Annotated in this window: 10 protein-coding genes; 7 read left to right on the forward strand and 3 right to left on the reverse strand. The window is 67.4% G+C overall.

Features of this window, described 5'->3' with window-relative positions:
• Complete coding sequence (locus RALTA_RS10960) at positions 1 to 765, forward strand: slipin family protein (RefSeq protein ID WP_012353498.1); 765 nt, start codon at positions 1 to 3, stop codon at positions 763 to 765.
• Positions 766 to 853: 88 nt separating this feature from the next.
• On the opposite strand, the gene alaS is transcribed toward RALTA_RS10960, so the two are convergent.
• On the reverse strand, positions 854 to 3,478 hold the full coding sequence (alaS, locus tag RALTA_RS10965; RefSeq protein ID WP_012353499.1) for an alanine--tRNA ligase: 2,625 nt from the start codon (positions 3,476 to 3,478) through the stop codon (positions 854 to 856).
• A gap of 295 nt (positions 3,479 to 3,773) precedes the next feature.
• On the opposite strand from alaS, the gene RALTA_RS10970 reads away from it, so the two are divergent.
• From RALTA_RS10970 to RALTA_RS10980, 3 genes are all read left to right on the forward strand, one after another.
• Entirely contained in the window at positions 3,774 to 4,994 is a 1,221-nt protein-coding gene (locus RALTA_RS10970; RefSeq protein ID WP_012353500.1) for a CaiB/BaiF CoA transferase family protein, read from the forward strand.
• A 124-nt stretch (positions 4,995 to 5,118) separates the two neighbouring features.
• Complete coding sequence (locus RALTA_RS10975; protein WP_012353501.1) at positions 5,119 to 5,574, forward strand: DUF2214 family protein; 456 nt, start codon at positions 5,119 to 5,121, stop codon at positions 5,572 to 5,574.
• Between the two features lie 29 nt (positions 5,575 to 5,603).
• Positions 5,604 to 6,599 carry a tripartite tricarboxylate transporter substrate binding protein gene (locus RALTA_RS10980; RefSeq protein WP_012353502.1) on the forward strand — a complete coding sequence of 332 codons (996 nt, stop codon included), beginning with the start codon at positions 5,604 to 5,606 and terminating at the stop codon, positions 6,597 to 6,599.
• A 21-nt stretch (positions 6,600 to 6,620) separates the two neighbouring features.
• Here RALTA_RS10980 and RALTA_RS10985 read toward each other — a convergent pair whose 3' ends face one another.
• Positions 6,621 to 8,402: a potassium/proton antiporter gene (locus tag RALTA_RS10985; protein WP_012353503.1), complete on the reverse strand. Its 1,782-nt coding sequence runs from the start codon at positions 8,400 to 8,402 to the stop codon at positions 6,621 to 6,623.
• 385 nt (positions 8,403 to 8,787) lie between these two features.
• Here RALTA_RS10985 and RALTA_RS10990 point away from each other — a divergent pair, with 385 nt between their 5' ends.
• Together RALTA_RS10990 and RALTA_RS10995 are read left to right on the forward strand one after the other, a co-directional pair.
• Entirely contained in the window at positions 8,788 to 9,249 is a 462-nt protein-coding gene (locus RALTA_RS10990) for a tripartite tricarboxylate transporter TctB family protein (protein WP_012353504.1), read from the forward strand.
• Positions 9,250 to 9,262: 13 nt separating this feature from the next.
• A complete protein-coding gene (locus RALTA_RS10995) occupies positions 9,263 to 10,765 on the forward strand; it encodes a tripartite tricarboxylate transporter permease (RefSeq protein WP_012353505.1) in 1,503 nt (500 codons plus the stop codon).
• Positions 10,766 to 10,852: 87 nt separating this feature from the next.
• Here RALTA_RS10995 and RALTA_RS11000 read toward each other — a convergent pair whose 3' ends face one another.
• The gene (locus RALTA_RS11000) at positions 10,853 to 11,737 is read right to left on the reverse strand and encodes a LysR substrate-binding domain-containing protein (RefSeq protein WP_012353506.1); all 885 of its coding nucleotides are present in this window, start codon (positions 11,735 to 11,737) and stop codon (positions 10,853 to 10,855) included.
• A 159-nt stretch (positions 11,738 to 11,896) separates the two neighbouring features.
• Here RALTA_RS11000 and RALTA_RS11005 point away from each other — a divergent pair, with 159 nt between their 5' ends.
• Complete coding sequence (locus RALTA_RS11005; RefSeq protein ID WP_012353507.1) at positions 11,897 to 12,874, forward strand: Bug family tripartite tricarboxylate transporter substrate binding protein; 978 nt, start codon at positions 11,897 to 11,899, stop codon at positions 12,872 to 12,874.
• Positions 12,875 to 12,902: the final 28 nt, after the last annotated feature.

Raw genomic sequence — 12,902 nt, forward strand, 5'->3', positions numbered from 1 at the left:
ATGGCCTACGGATTCAGTTTCGGCGGTGTGATCTTCCTGCTGGCACTGCTGGTGATCACCTCGTTCCGCGTGCTGCGCGAATACGAACGCGGCGTGGTGTTCATGCTCGGGCGATTCTGGAAGGTCAAGGGCCCCGGGCTGGTGCTGCTGATTCCGGCAGTGCAGCAGATGGTCAGGGTCGACCTGCGCACGGTGGTGATGGACGTGCCGCCGCAGGACGTGATCTCGCGCGACAACGTCTCGGTCAAAGTCAATGCGGTGGTGTATTTCCGCGTGGTCGATCCCGAACGCGCCATCATCCAGGTGGCGAACTTCCTCGAAGCCACCAGCCAGCTGGCGCAGACCACGCTGCGCTCTGTGCTGGGCAAGCATGAGCTGGACGAGATGCTGGCCGAGCGCGAGAAGCTCAACCTCGACATCCAGCAGGCGCTGGACGCGCAGACCGACGGCTGGGGCATCAAGGTCTCGAACGTCGAGATCAAGCACGTCGACCTGAACGAGACCATGGTCCGCGCCATCGCCCGCCAGGCCGAAGCCGAACGCGAGCGGCGCGCCAAGGTGATCCATGCCGAAGGCGAACTGCAGGCCTCGGAGAAGTTGCTGGAAGCGGCGCAGATGCTGGCGCGGCAGCCGCAGGCGATGCAGCTGCGCTATATGCAGACCCTGACGCAGATCGCGGGGGACAAGAGCTCGACCATCGTGTTTCCGCTGCCGATCGATTTGCTGACGACGCTGCGGAGCGCCACGGGGAACACGGAGAAGTAGGAAAGGGACTGCCGCACTGCCTGCGGCGGGTGACTCCCCTCTCCCATAAATGGGAGAGGGGCGCTAACCAGCGGTGGTCGTTACGCGATCAGACCTTGCCAGCCACCCACTCGCTGACTCCCGCCAGCGCCTGCGGCAGCTTGGCCGGCTCGGTGCCGCCGGCCTGTGCCATGTCGGGACGGCCGCCGCCCTTGCCGCCCACCTGCTGGGCGACAAAGTTGACCAGCTCGCCGGCCTTGACCTTGCCGGTGGCATCGGCGGTGACGCCGGCGATCAGGCTGACCTTGCCGTCGGCGACCGCGCCCAGCACGATGGCGGCGCTCTGCAGCTTGTCCTTGAGCTTGTCCATGGTCTCGCGCAGGGTCTTCACGTCGGCGCCGTCCAGCTGCGCGGCCAGCACCTTCAGGCCCTTGACGTCGACCGCCTGCGCCGCCAGCTCGTCGCCCTGCGACGCGGCCAGCTTGCTCTTCAGGCGCTCCAGCTCCTTCTCCAGCGCGCGCACCTGCTCCTGCACCTGGCCAATGCGCGGCACCAGCTCGGACGGCTGCGCCTTCAGCACGGCGGCGGCCTCGTTCAGCTTCGCGTCCAGGCCCTGCAGGTAGTGCAGCGCGTTGTCGCCCGTGATGGCTTCGACGCGGCGGATGCCGGCGGCGACGCCGCCTTCCATCACGATCTTGAACAGGCCGATATCGCCGGTGCGGTGCACGTGGGTGCCGCCGCACAGTTCCTTCGAGGTGCCGATCGACAGCACGCGCACGTCGTCGGCGTACTTCTCGCCGAACAGTGCCATCGCGCCGCTCTTGACTGCGTCGTCGAACGGCATGACCTCGGCGTGCGTGTCTTCGTTGCGCAGGATCTCGGCGTTGACGATCTCTTCGACCTGGCGGATCTGCGCGTCGGTCAGCGCCGCGTTGTGCGAGAAGTCGAAGCGGGTCTTGTCCGCATCGACCAGCGAGCCCTTCTGCTGCACGTGGCTGCCCAGCACCTCGCGCAGCGCCTTGTGCATCAGGTGGGTGGCCGAGTGGTTCCGTACCGTGCGCGCGCGGCGCAGCGCGTCGACCTGCGCCGACACGGCATCGCCCACCTTCAGCGCGCCGCCCTGCAGCGTGCCCTGGTGGCCGAACACGTCGGCCTGGATCTTGGTGGTGTCGGCCACCGCGAACACGGCATTGCCCGCCTTCAGCACGCCCTGGTCGCCGGCCTGGCCGCCGGACTCGGCGTAGAACGGCGTGTTGTCAAGCACCACCACGCCGGTCTGGCCGGGTTGCATGGTATCGACCGCGGCGCCGTCGACATACAGCGCCGTGACCTTTGCCTGCGGCAGCTCCAGCTTCTCGTAGCCGTGGAACACGGTCTTGTCGCCGATGTACTCCAGGCCGGCGGCCATCTTGAACTTGCCGGCGGCACGCGCCTGCTCGCGCTGGCGGCTCATGGCGGCGTCGAAGGCGGCCTCGTCCACGCCGATTTCCTGCTCGCGGCACACGTCCTGGGTCAGGTCCAGCGGGAAGCCGAAGGTGTCGTGCAGCTTGAAGGCGAGTTCGCCGTCCAGCGTCTTGCCGCCCTTGAGCTTGAGCTCGGCCAGCGCGGCGTCGAGGATGGCCATGCCGTTCTCGATGGTCTCGAAGAAGCGCTCTTCCTCGGCCTTCAGCACCTCGGTCACGCGCGATTGCGCTTCGGCCAGCTCAGGATAGGCCTGGCCCATCTGCTCGACCAGGTCCGGCACCAGCTTGTGGAAGAACGGGGTCTTCTGGCCCAGCTTGTAGCCGTGGCGGATGGCGCGGCGGATGATCCGGCGCAGCACGTAGCCGCGGCCTTCGTTGCCCGGGATCACGCCGTCGACGATCAGGAACGCGCACGCACGGATATGGTCGGCGATGACCTTCAGCGAGTTCTGGTTCAGGTTGTCGATATGGGTCTCGCGCGCGGCGGCCTTGATCAGCGCCTGGAACAGGTCGATCTCGTAGTTGCTGTGCACGTGCTGCAGCACCGCGGCAATGCGCTCCAGGCCCATGCCGGTATCGACGCAAGGCTTGGGCAGCGGCGTCATATTGCCCTGCTCGTCGCGGTTGAACTGCATGAACACCAGGTTCCAGACCTCGATGTAGCGGTCGCCGTCTTCCTCGGGCGATCCCGGCGGGCCGCCCCACACGTCCGGGCCGTGGTCATAGAAGATTTCCGAGCACGGGCCGCACGGGCCGGTGTCGGCCATCTGCCAGAAGTTGTCCGAGGCGTAGCGCGCGCCCTTGTTGTCGCCGATGCGCACGATACGCTCGGCCGGCACGCCCACTTCCTTCGCCCAGATGTCGTAGGCTTCGTCGTCTTCGGCGTAGACCGTCACCCACAGCTTCTCGGCCGGCAGCTGGTAGGTCTTGGTCAGCAGTTCCCATGCGTACTGGATGGCTTCGCGCTTGAAGTAGTCGCCAAACGAGAAGTTGCCCAGCATCTCGAAGAAGGTGTGGTGGCGCGCGGTGTAGCCCACGTTCTCGAGGTCGTTGTGCTTGCCGCCGGCGCGCACCGAGCGCTGGGCCGAGGTGGCACGGCTGTACGGGCGCTTGTCGGTGCCCAGGAACACGTCCTTGAACTGCACCATGCCGGAATTTGTAAACAGCAGCGTCGGGTCGTTCGCCGGCACCAGGCTGGACGAGCGGACCACGGTATGGCCCTTCGATTCGAAGAACTGCAGGAACTTGCTGCGAATGTCTGAGACTTTCATGGGATGGCGAACGCTTGCCCTGGCGTGGCCGGGCGCGACGAATCAGTATGGGATTTGCAAACCGTTGATTATACGGGCAAGGCAGGCCGCCGGGCAGGTCAGGCATGGCGCCCGGGAAGCGGCCGGCTATCGCCCTGAATCCCACCGCCTGGAGATACGCATAAATCACTTATGGCGGCAACGGCGGTTGGCCGGTGGTACAGTGCAGCCAGCCCGCGCCGCCCCGTTTCCGGGGCGTGCCGACCACCCGCATTCCGGATCCGATCCCCGCCTGACCTCTGCCTCGAATACCGCCATGGGAGCCTTAAGCCATCTCCGTGTCCTCGACCTGACCCGCGTCCTCGCCGGGCCGTGGTGCGCACAGAACCTTGCCGACTTCGGCGCCGACGTGATCAAGGTCGAGCGCCCCGGCGCCGGCGACGACACCCGCACCTGGGGCCCGCCCTGGCTCAAGGACGAAGACGGCCGCGACACCGCCGAGGCCGCCTACTACCTGGCCGCCAACCGCAACAAGCGCTCGGTGACGTGCGACATCAGCACGCCGGAAGGCCAGCAGATCGTGCGCGAGCTCGCCGCGCAGAGCGACGTGGTGCTGGAGAACTACAAGGTCGGCCAGCTGAAGAAATATGGCCTGGACTACGACTCGCTGAAGCAGGTCAAGCCTGACCTGATCTATTGCTCGGTCACCGGCTTTGGCCAGACCGGCCCGTATGCCGCGCGCCCGGGCTACGACTTCATCATCCAGGGCATGGGCGGCTTCATGAGCCTGACCGGCGAACGCGACGACCTGCCCGGCGGCGGCCCGCAGAAGGCCGGCGTGGCGATTTCCGACCTGATGACCGGCCAGTACGCCACCATCGCCGTGCTGGCGGCGCTGGCGCACCGCGACCGTACCGGCGAGGGCCAGTACATCGACATGGCGCTGCTCGATGTGCAGGTGGCGATGCTGGCCAACATGAACACCAACTACCTGGCCAGCGGCCAGGCGCCGCGCCGCTGGGGCAACGCGCATCCGAACATCGTCCCCTACCAGACCTTCCAGGCCGCCGACGGCTGGATCATCGTCGCGGTCGGCAACGACGGGCAGTTCCGCAAGTTCGTCACCGACGGCGGCAAGCCCGAACTGGCCGACGACCCGCGCTTTGCCACCAACCCTCAGCGCGTGGCCAACCGCGACGTGCTGGTGCCGATCCTGGCTGAGATGGTGCGCCCGCGCACCCGCGCCCAATGGATCCGCGACCTCGAAGCCGCCGGCGTGCCGTGCGGCCCGATCAACACGCTCGACGACGTGTTCGAGGACGACCAGGTCAAGGCGCGCGGCCTGCGCGTGGACCTGCCGCACCCGAGCGCGGGCGAGGTCAAGCTGGTCGGCAGCCCGATCAAGATGAGCGCGACGCCGCCGCAGGCGCTGCGCCACCCGCCCCTGCTGGGCGAGCACACCGACACGGTGCTGGCCGACACCCTGGGCTACAGCGCCGCGCAGATCGACGCACTTCGTGCAAAAGGGGTGCTGTAAGATTCTCCTCCAGCCCGCGGCGGGCCAGCCGGCCGCGGGTGCTTTCCGGAAGTTCAGTCCCCACTGAAGTACTTTCCCCGGGCCCCTGCCTTTGTGCGCGCCCGTGCAAAGCGAAGGAGAACCCATGCTGACCGACGCCATCCTCGCCTTCCTGCATTTCCTGGCGATTTTCGTCCTGATCACGCTGATGGCCGCCGAGGCCGTGGCGCTGCGCCCGGACCTGACCCCGGCCACCGTGCGGCGCCTGTCGCTGTACGACCTGTTCTATTTCCTGTCCGCGATGCTGGCGCTGGCCACCGGCCTGCTGCGCCTTTTCTACGGCGCCAAGGGCGCGGACTTCTATCTGCACAACCCGTGGTTCCACGCGAAGATGGGCGTGTTCGTGCTGATCGCGCTGTGCTCTCTGCCTCCGACCTTTGCCATCGCGCGCTGGCGCAAGCAGGCGCGCAGGCTGCCCGATTACGTGCCGCCGCCGTCCGAGATCAAGGCGGCCCGGCGCTGGGTCATGATCGAATCGCACCTGGTGATCCTGCTGCCGCTGTGCGCCGTGATGATGGCGCGCGGCATCGGGGCCCGCTGAGAACCCCCTATCCCTCTGTCCTCCGCAACATGCTGAAGAAACTGCTTGCCGCCGCGCTGACCGCGGCCCTGGTGCCGGCCGCCGCCGTTGCCGCCACCAATGCCTACCCGACCAAGCCCGTGCGCTTCGTTGTGCCCTACCCGGCCGGCGGCCCGCTCGACACCGTGGCGCGCGCCATCGGCGACAAGCTGCGCGACAGCCTGGGCCAGCCCGTGATCGTCGAAAACAAGCCCGGCGCCGGCGGCAACCTGGGCGCCGACTACGTCGCCAAGCAGCCCGCCGACGGCTACACCATCGTCATGGGCGCGGTGGCCACGCATGCCATCAACCCGACGCTGTTCAGCAAGATGCCGTACGACCCGGTCAGGGATTTTGCGCCGATCACGCTGGTCGCCGACGTGCCCAACGTGCTGGTGATGCACCCCGGCAAGGCGGCCGAGCTGCATATCAATAACGTGGGCGACCTGGTCGCGTACGCGCGCAAGAACCCGGGCAAGCTGGACTACGCCTCCGGCGGCAACGGCAGCGCCGGCCACCTGTCAGGCGAGCTGTTCAAGAGCATGGCCAAGGTCAGCATGGTCCATATCCCCTACAACGGCGCCGCGCCCGCGCAGCTGTCGGTGCTGTCGGGCCAGACCGACCTGATCTTCGACAACCTGGCATCGGCATCGGCCAATATCAAGGCGGGCAAGCTCAAGGCCTTCGCCGTCACCACCGCCGGGCGCGCCGCATCCTTCCCGGAGCTGCCAACCATTGCCGAGGCCGGCAAGGGACTGGGTCTGGAAGGCTTCGACATTTCCACGTGGTTCGGCGTGTTCGCGCCGGCCAACACGCCGCGCGAGATCGTCGAACGGCTCAACCACGACATCGTGGCGATCCTGAAGACCGACGACATGAAGGCCCGCCTGGCCCGCATCGGCGCCCAGCCGGCACCGACCACGCCGGAGCAGTTCGCGGCGCTGATCCAGAAGGAACTGAAGAAGTATGCGCAGATCGTGAAGGTGTCGGGAGCGAAGGTCGACTGACGTCCAACAGGGAGCGGGACATCACGCGCGCTGGCGGCTCTGCTCGGCCTTGCGCCGCCGCCTCCACAGCTTCCCGCCCGAGTCCCCCTCCAGCCGCGGCAGCAGCAACCCTACCTGCACGATCTGCGCGCCCTCCATGCGCGTGATCGTCAGCGGCAGCCCGGCGATCTCGACGCTGTCGCCTTCCACCGGCGGCGACGTGAACGCGCGCTGCATTGCGCTTTCCAGCGTCAAGGGCTCTTCGTCCGGCGTCAGTTCGCGGGTGCCGTAGAGCGCGGCCACGTCACGCAGCGGCGCGTCGCCCGACAGCAGGAAATCGTGCGAGACCTGTTCCCAGGTAGGGGCCCGGCCCGGCGTCTGGAACAGCGCCGACAGCAGCGGCAACGAGACGGTCGGCCCCAGCACGCAGACCGCATCGCCCGCGCGCAATACGGTCTGGCCCGGCTCGGCCAGGGCGTCGTCGCGGGCCACCGTCATCAGCCGGCAGCGCGGCGGCAGCTCCAGCTGGTCGGCGCGCACGTTCTCGACCGGGGCGTTGGGGCCGACCTCGAACTGCATCACTTCCAGGATCGGCGCGCGCGTGCCGCGCAGGCGCGAGCGCGCCAGCGGCTCGGGGTAGCCGGGGCGCAGCACCCGCGCCAGCCGCGCGGCTACCGCCACGGTAGTGCCCTGGAACAGCAGGCTGGCCAGCACCACCGCAAAGGCGATGCGGAACAGCAGGCCTGACTGCGGCACCTCGCGCAGCAGCGGGAACAGCGCCAGCACGATCGGCACCGCGCCGCGCAGCCCCATCCAGGCGATAAAGCCGGTCTCGCGCGCATTGAAGCGGAACGGCAGCAACGCCAGCCAGACCGCCACCGGCCGCGCCACCAGCATCAGGAAGGCCGCCACCGCCACCGCGGGGCCGGCCACTTCCCAGATCCGGTGCGGCGCCACCAGCAGCCCGAGCAGCAGGAACATGGCGGACTGCGCCAGCCATGCCATGCCGTCCATGGCGCGCATGGTGTCGGCGGTGACGGCGCGCTCGCGGTTGCCGATCAGCATGCCGGTCAGGTACACCGCCAGGAAGCCGCTGCCACCGGCACTCTGCACGATGGCAAAGACCATCGCGCCGCCGGAGCACAGCAGGATCGACTGCAGCCCTTCGGCGACGCGGGTGCGCTCCAGCACATTGGCCAGGCAATAGCCGAGCCCGAGCCCCAGCGCGCCGCCCACGCCGAACTGCACCAGCAAGCGCAGCACCAGGTCCAGCGGCGTCAGGCCGCCGGGCGCCGTCAGCCATTCGATCAGCGTGAGCGTCAGGAAGATGGCCATCGGGTCGTTGATGCCGGATTCGATCTCCAGCACGCTGGCGACCCGGTCCTTGAGCCGGATGCCGCTGCTGTTGAGCGTCGAGAACACCGCGGCGGCATCGGTCGAGCCGACGATGGCCCCCAGCAGCAGCCCCAGCCGCCAGTCGATGCCGAGCAGCCAGGCGGCGAATATGCCGACCAGCGCGGCGGTCACCAGCACCCCGACCGTGGCCAGCGACAGCGACGGCTTGAGCGCCACGCGGAAGGTGGCAAAGCGGGTGCGCAGTCCGCCGTCGAGCAGGATGATCGCGAGCGCGAGGTTGCCCACGAGGAAGCTGAGCCAGGTGTCGGAGAAGCGGATGCCGCCGGGGCCGTCCACGCCGGCCAGCATGCCTACGGCCAGGAACACCAGCAGGACCGGCACGCCGAAGCGCGCCGAGAACGCGCCCAGCACGATACCCAGCGACATCACGACGGCGCCGAGCAGGATGACATGGTCGATGCTTTCCAAAATGCTCCTTGTATTGCCTCGGGGATTCGGCTGCGGGAGCTTTCAGGACCTTTCGGAACCTTTCACAACCTTTCAGACCCCTGCCGCCACGGTGGCCCCCCGCGGCGCGCAAGACCGTTCCGGATGATAGCGCAGCGGTCCCGGGCCCCGACCCGCAAAACGGCGTGGAGCCTGGCGCAGCGGCGCTTTTAAGTGCGCTCTCACTAGGGGATACCCGAACCATGACCCCAATTGCAGACATCTGAAAGGTAGCTGAAAGGTCGCCCCCTTACCTTCCACCCTGCCCGTCGGAAGGCCTCCGGAACATGCCGCTTTGATGCAACGCAACAAAGGCAAGAAAGAGGCCCGCCGCAGATTTCAAGCAGTCTTATCGAGGAGATTCACTTTGCGCATACGTAGCCAAAAGGACTTTGCCTCCGGCCTGATGTTCATCCTGGTCGGATTCGGCTTTTCCTGGGTCGCGCGCGGTTATTCCATGGGAACCGCCGCCAAAATGGGACCGGGATACTTCCCGTTCTGGCTCGGCATCGTGCTCGCCCTGCTGGGCGCGCTGGTGCTGTTCGGCTCGCTGTCTTCCAAGTCGGAAGAAGACAGCCTGGCCCGCTGGGACATCAAGACGCTGCTGTGGATCCTCGGTTCGGTGGTGCTGTTCGGCCTGCTGCTCAAGCCGCTGGGCATGGTGCTGTCGGTGCTGGTGCTGGTGCTGGTGTCGTCGATGGCCAGCCACGAGTTCAGCTGGAAGGGCGCCATCCTGAACGCGATCATCCTGGTGCTGATCAGCCTGGGCGCGTTCGTGTACGGCATCAACCTGCAGATGCCGGTGTGGCCGGCTTTCCTGGCAAGCTAAGGAGGCCGCCAACATGGAACTACTCACCAACCTGGGTCTGGGCTTCTCCACCGCCCTGACCTTCCAGAACCTCGCGTACGCCTTCCTGGGCTGCGTGCTGGGTACGCTGATCGGCGTGCTGCCGGGCCTGGGGCCGCTGGCCACCATCGCCATGCTGCTGCCGGTGACCTACACGCTGCCGCCGGTGGCCGCGCTGATCATGCTGGCCGGCATCTACTACGGCGCCCAGTACGGCGGCTCGACCACCGCCATCCTGGTGAACCTGCCCGGTGAATCGTCGTCGGTGGTGACCACCATCGATGGCTACCAGATGGCCAGACGAGGGCGAGCGGGGGTGGCGCTGGCGACAGCGGGCCTGGGCTCGTTCTTCGCCGGCTGCGTCGCCACGATGATCCTGGCCGCGTTTGCCGCGCCGCTGTCGGAACTGGCATTCAAGTTCGGCCCCGCCGAGTATTTCTCGCTGATGGTGCTGGGCCTGATCGGCGCCGTGGTGCTGGCGTCGGGCTCGCTGGTCAAGGCCATCGCCATGATCGTGCTGGGCCTGCTGCTGGGCCTGGTGGGTACCGACGTCAACTCCGGCGCCGCGCGCTTCTCGTTCGACGTGCCGGAACTGACCGACGGCCTGAACTTCGTCTCGGTGGCAATGGGTGTGTTCGGCTTTGCCGAGATCATCGCCAACCTGGAGCAGAAGGAACACCGCGAGACCTTCACCGACCACATCACCAACCTGTTCCCGACCAAGCAAGACTTCAAGCGCATGATCCCCGCGGTGCTGCGAGGCACCATGCTGGGTTCGGCGCTGGGCATCCTGCCGGGCGGCGGCGCATCGCTGGCCTCTTTCGCGGCGTATTCGCTGGAGAAGAAGACCTCCAAGTTTTCGCACGAATTCGGCAAGGGCGCGATCGAAGGCGTGGCTGGCCCGGAATCGGCCAACAATGCGGCTTCGCAGACCTCGTTCATCCCGCTGCTGACGCTGGGCATTCCGCCCAATGCGGTGATGGCGCTGATGGTGGGTGCGATGACCATCCACAACATCCAGCCCGGCCCGCAGGTGATGACCAGCAACCCGGCGCTGTTCTGGGGCCTGATCGCCTCGATGTGGATCGGCAACCTGATGCTGATCGTGCTGAACCTGCCGCTGATCGGCATCTGGGTGAAGCTGCTGAAGGTGCCCTACCGCTACCTGTACCCGGCCATCCTGACGTTCTGCTGCATCGGCGTGTACTCGGTCCAGAACACCACCTTCGACGTGTTCCAGACCGCCGCCTTCGGCGTGATCGGCTACCTGTTCATCAAGCTGCGCTGCGAACCCGCTCCGCTGCTGCTGGGCTTTGTGCTGGGGCCGATGATGGAAGAAAACTTCCGCCGCTCGCTGCTGCTGTCGCGCGGTGACTTCAGCGTGTTCGTGACGCGTCCGCTGTCGCTGGGCCTGCTGATCGCCGCCGCGGTGCTGGTCGTGATCGTGGCGCTGCCGTCGATCAAGGCCAAGCGAGAGGAAGCGTTCCAGGAAGAATAAGCAGGGAACATCGCCGGCCTCGCGCCGGCGGCAGCAATCCTGAAGGGCACCGCATGGTGCCCTTTTTTTCGTCCGGCGCGGTGGCCGCTAGGCCCCGAACAGCTCGCTGCAGGCCGCCCGCACCGCCGCCGTCACTTGCCCCCGGCCATGATCGCGTCGCTCCAGCATGCCGATCTGGCGCATCACCGGCTTGCCGTTGACCAGCAGCGGCAGCACCCGCAGCGCGTCGTCGTCGCGCCAGCGCGCGCGCCGCAACAGCGGCACCACGGTCACCCCCACCTCCTGCCGCACCAGCTCGACCAGCGCCTCGATCGCGTTCAGTTCCAGGAACTCGTTGACCTTCAGGTGCGCGCGGCGCAGCGCGCGCTCCACCAGCACGCCGGTGCGCTGGCTGCGGTCGAAGCGCAGGTAAGGGTTGGCCGCCAGCGCCTCGCGCGCGTCCCGGCCCGGGCTGCCGCGCGCGGCGATGGCCACCAGCGGTTCCTGGTACAGCGGCGTCCAGCGCAGCGTGCCGGGCACGCGCGCCGCGCCTTCCACCAGGATGGCGGCGTCGAGCTCGCCGGCTTCCACCTGCGCCGCCAGCTCGATCGACTTGGCCCCGACCAGGCGCACATCGAGTGCCGGATAGGTGCGCTTCATGCTCGCCACCGCATGCGACAGGCCGCCCATCACCGACACCACCGCGCCCACCGCGACCGCGCCCGCCATGGCTTCGGCCGACGCCAGCGGCAGCCGCATCTCGTCATACAGCGCCAGCAGCTTGCGCGCCTGCGGCAGCAGCGCGCGGCCATCCGCATTGAGCACCGCCACGCGGCCGTTGCGGTCGAACAGCTCGCGGCGCAGCTCGGTCTCCAGCGCGCGCATCTGCAGGCTGACCGCGGCCTGGGTCAGCGCCACCTGTGCCGCGGCGGCGGCGAACGAGCCGTGCTCGGCCACGGCGACGAAGGTGCGAAGGAAACGGACAGTACTCATGATGCACACCAGGAAAAGAACGCCCCCGTCGCCCCGGCATTCGATACTTAAAAAAATCTTGGGACATCGGAAAGAAATATTAGCTTTCTTTGTGACCGGCGGCGCGGAATAATGAAGGCCGATCATCAATAGCCCTGCGCCTGATTCTCGGAGACACCCATGACATCCTGGCTGCGTCGCCTCGGCACCGGCCTCGGCATCGGCCTGTGCCTGGCCGCCACTCCCGCACTGGCCGACAGCTACCCGAGCAAGCCGATCCGGCTGCTCGTGCCCTTCCCCGCCAGCGGCGCGACCGATCTGCTGGCGCGCGCCATCGCGCAGAAGGTGGGCAGCAACATGGGCCAGCAGATCGTGGTCGACAACCGTCCCGGCGCGGGCGGCGCGATCGGCTCCGACATGGCCGCCAAGGCCTCGCCCGACGGCTATACGCTGCTGATCGCCACCACCAGCACGCATTCGATCGGGCCGTATATCAACACCAGGCTGCCATACAACACCGAGACCGATTTCACGCCCGTGGGCCAGGTCGCCATCGCAACCAACCTCCTGGTGGTGCCCAACAGCCTGCCGGTAAAGAACGTGCGCGAGCTGATCGACTATGCCAAGAAGCACCCCGGCGAGCTGAACTACGCCTCGAGCGGCAACGGCACCGTGGTGCACCTGACCGCCGAGGCCTTCAAGGCGCAGGCGGGCGTGTTCATCACCCACATCCCGTACCGGGGCACCGCGCTGGCGGTGCCCGACCTGATCTCGGGCAAGGTGCAGGTGCTGTTCGACAGCATCGTCTCGGGCCTGCCGCATGTGAAGGACGGCAAGCTCAAGGCGCTGGCGGTGACCAGCGCGAAACGCTCGCCGCTGGCGCCGGAAATTCCCACCGTCAGCGAGTCGGGCCTGCCGGGCTTCGTCTCCGATACGTGGTTCGGCATCTATGGCCCCAAGGGCATGCCGGCCGATATCGTCAATCGCCTCAATGCCGAGTTCAACAAGGCCATCCAGTCGCCCGAGGTGAAGGAGCGGCTGGCCAAGCTGGGCGCCGAGCCGGTCGGCGGCACGCCTGCCCAGTTCGCCGCCATGGTGAAGCAGGACAGCGCGCGCTGGGGCAAGCTGATCCGGGATCGCAAGATCACGGCAGAATAAATACGCTATCGAGCGCTCCCGGGCGCAG

The sequence above is a fragment of the Cupriavidus taiwanensis LMG 19424 genome, assembly GCF_000069785.1.
GTDB lineage: Bacteria > Pseudomonadota > Gammaproteobacteria > Burkholderiales > Burkholderiaceae > Cupriavidus > Cupriavidus taiwanensis.

Bases quoted from the DNA above. Each gene is read 5' to 3' on its own strand.
- RALTA_RS10975 (WP_012353501.1), top strand. From the start codon at position 5,119: ATGCTGACCGACGCCATCCTCGCCTTCCTGCATTTCCTGGCGATTTTC.
- RALTA_RS10980 (WP_012353502.1), top strand. From the start codon at position 5,604: ATGCTGAAGAAACTGCTTGCCGCCGCGCTGACCGCGGCCCTGGTGCCG.
- RALTA_RS11005 (WP_012353507.1), top strand. From the start codon at position 11,897: ATGACATCCTGGCTGCGTCGCCTCGGCACCGGCCTCGGCATCGGCCTG.
- RALTA_RS10970 (WP_012353500.1), top strand. From the start codon at position 3,774: ATGGGAGCCTTAAGCCATCTCCGTGTCCTCGACCTGACCCGCGTCCTC.
- RALTA_RS10995 (WP_012353505.1), top strand. From the start codon at position 9,263: ATGGAACTACTCACCAACCTGGGTCTGGGCTTCTCCACCGCCCTGACC.
- RALTA_RS11000 (WP_012353506.1), bottom strand. From the start codon at position 11,737: ATGAGTACTGTCCGTTTCCTTCGCACCTTCGTCGCCGTGGCCGAGCAC.
- alaS (WP_012353499.1), bottom strand. From the start codon at position 3,478: ATGAAAGTCTCAGACATTCGCAGCAAGTTCCTGCAGTTCTTCGAATCG.
- RALTA_RS10960 (WP_012353498.1), top strand. From the start codon at position 1: ATGGCCTACGGATTCAGTTTCGGCGGTGTGATCTTCCTGCTGGCACTG.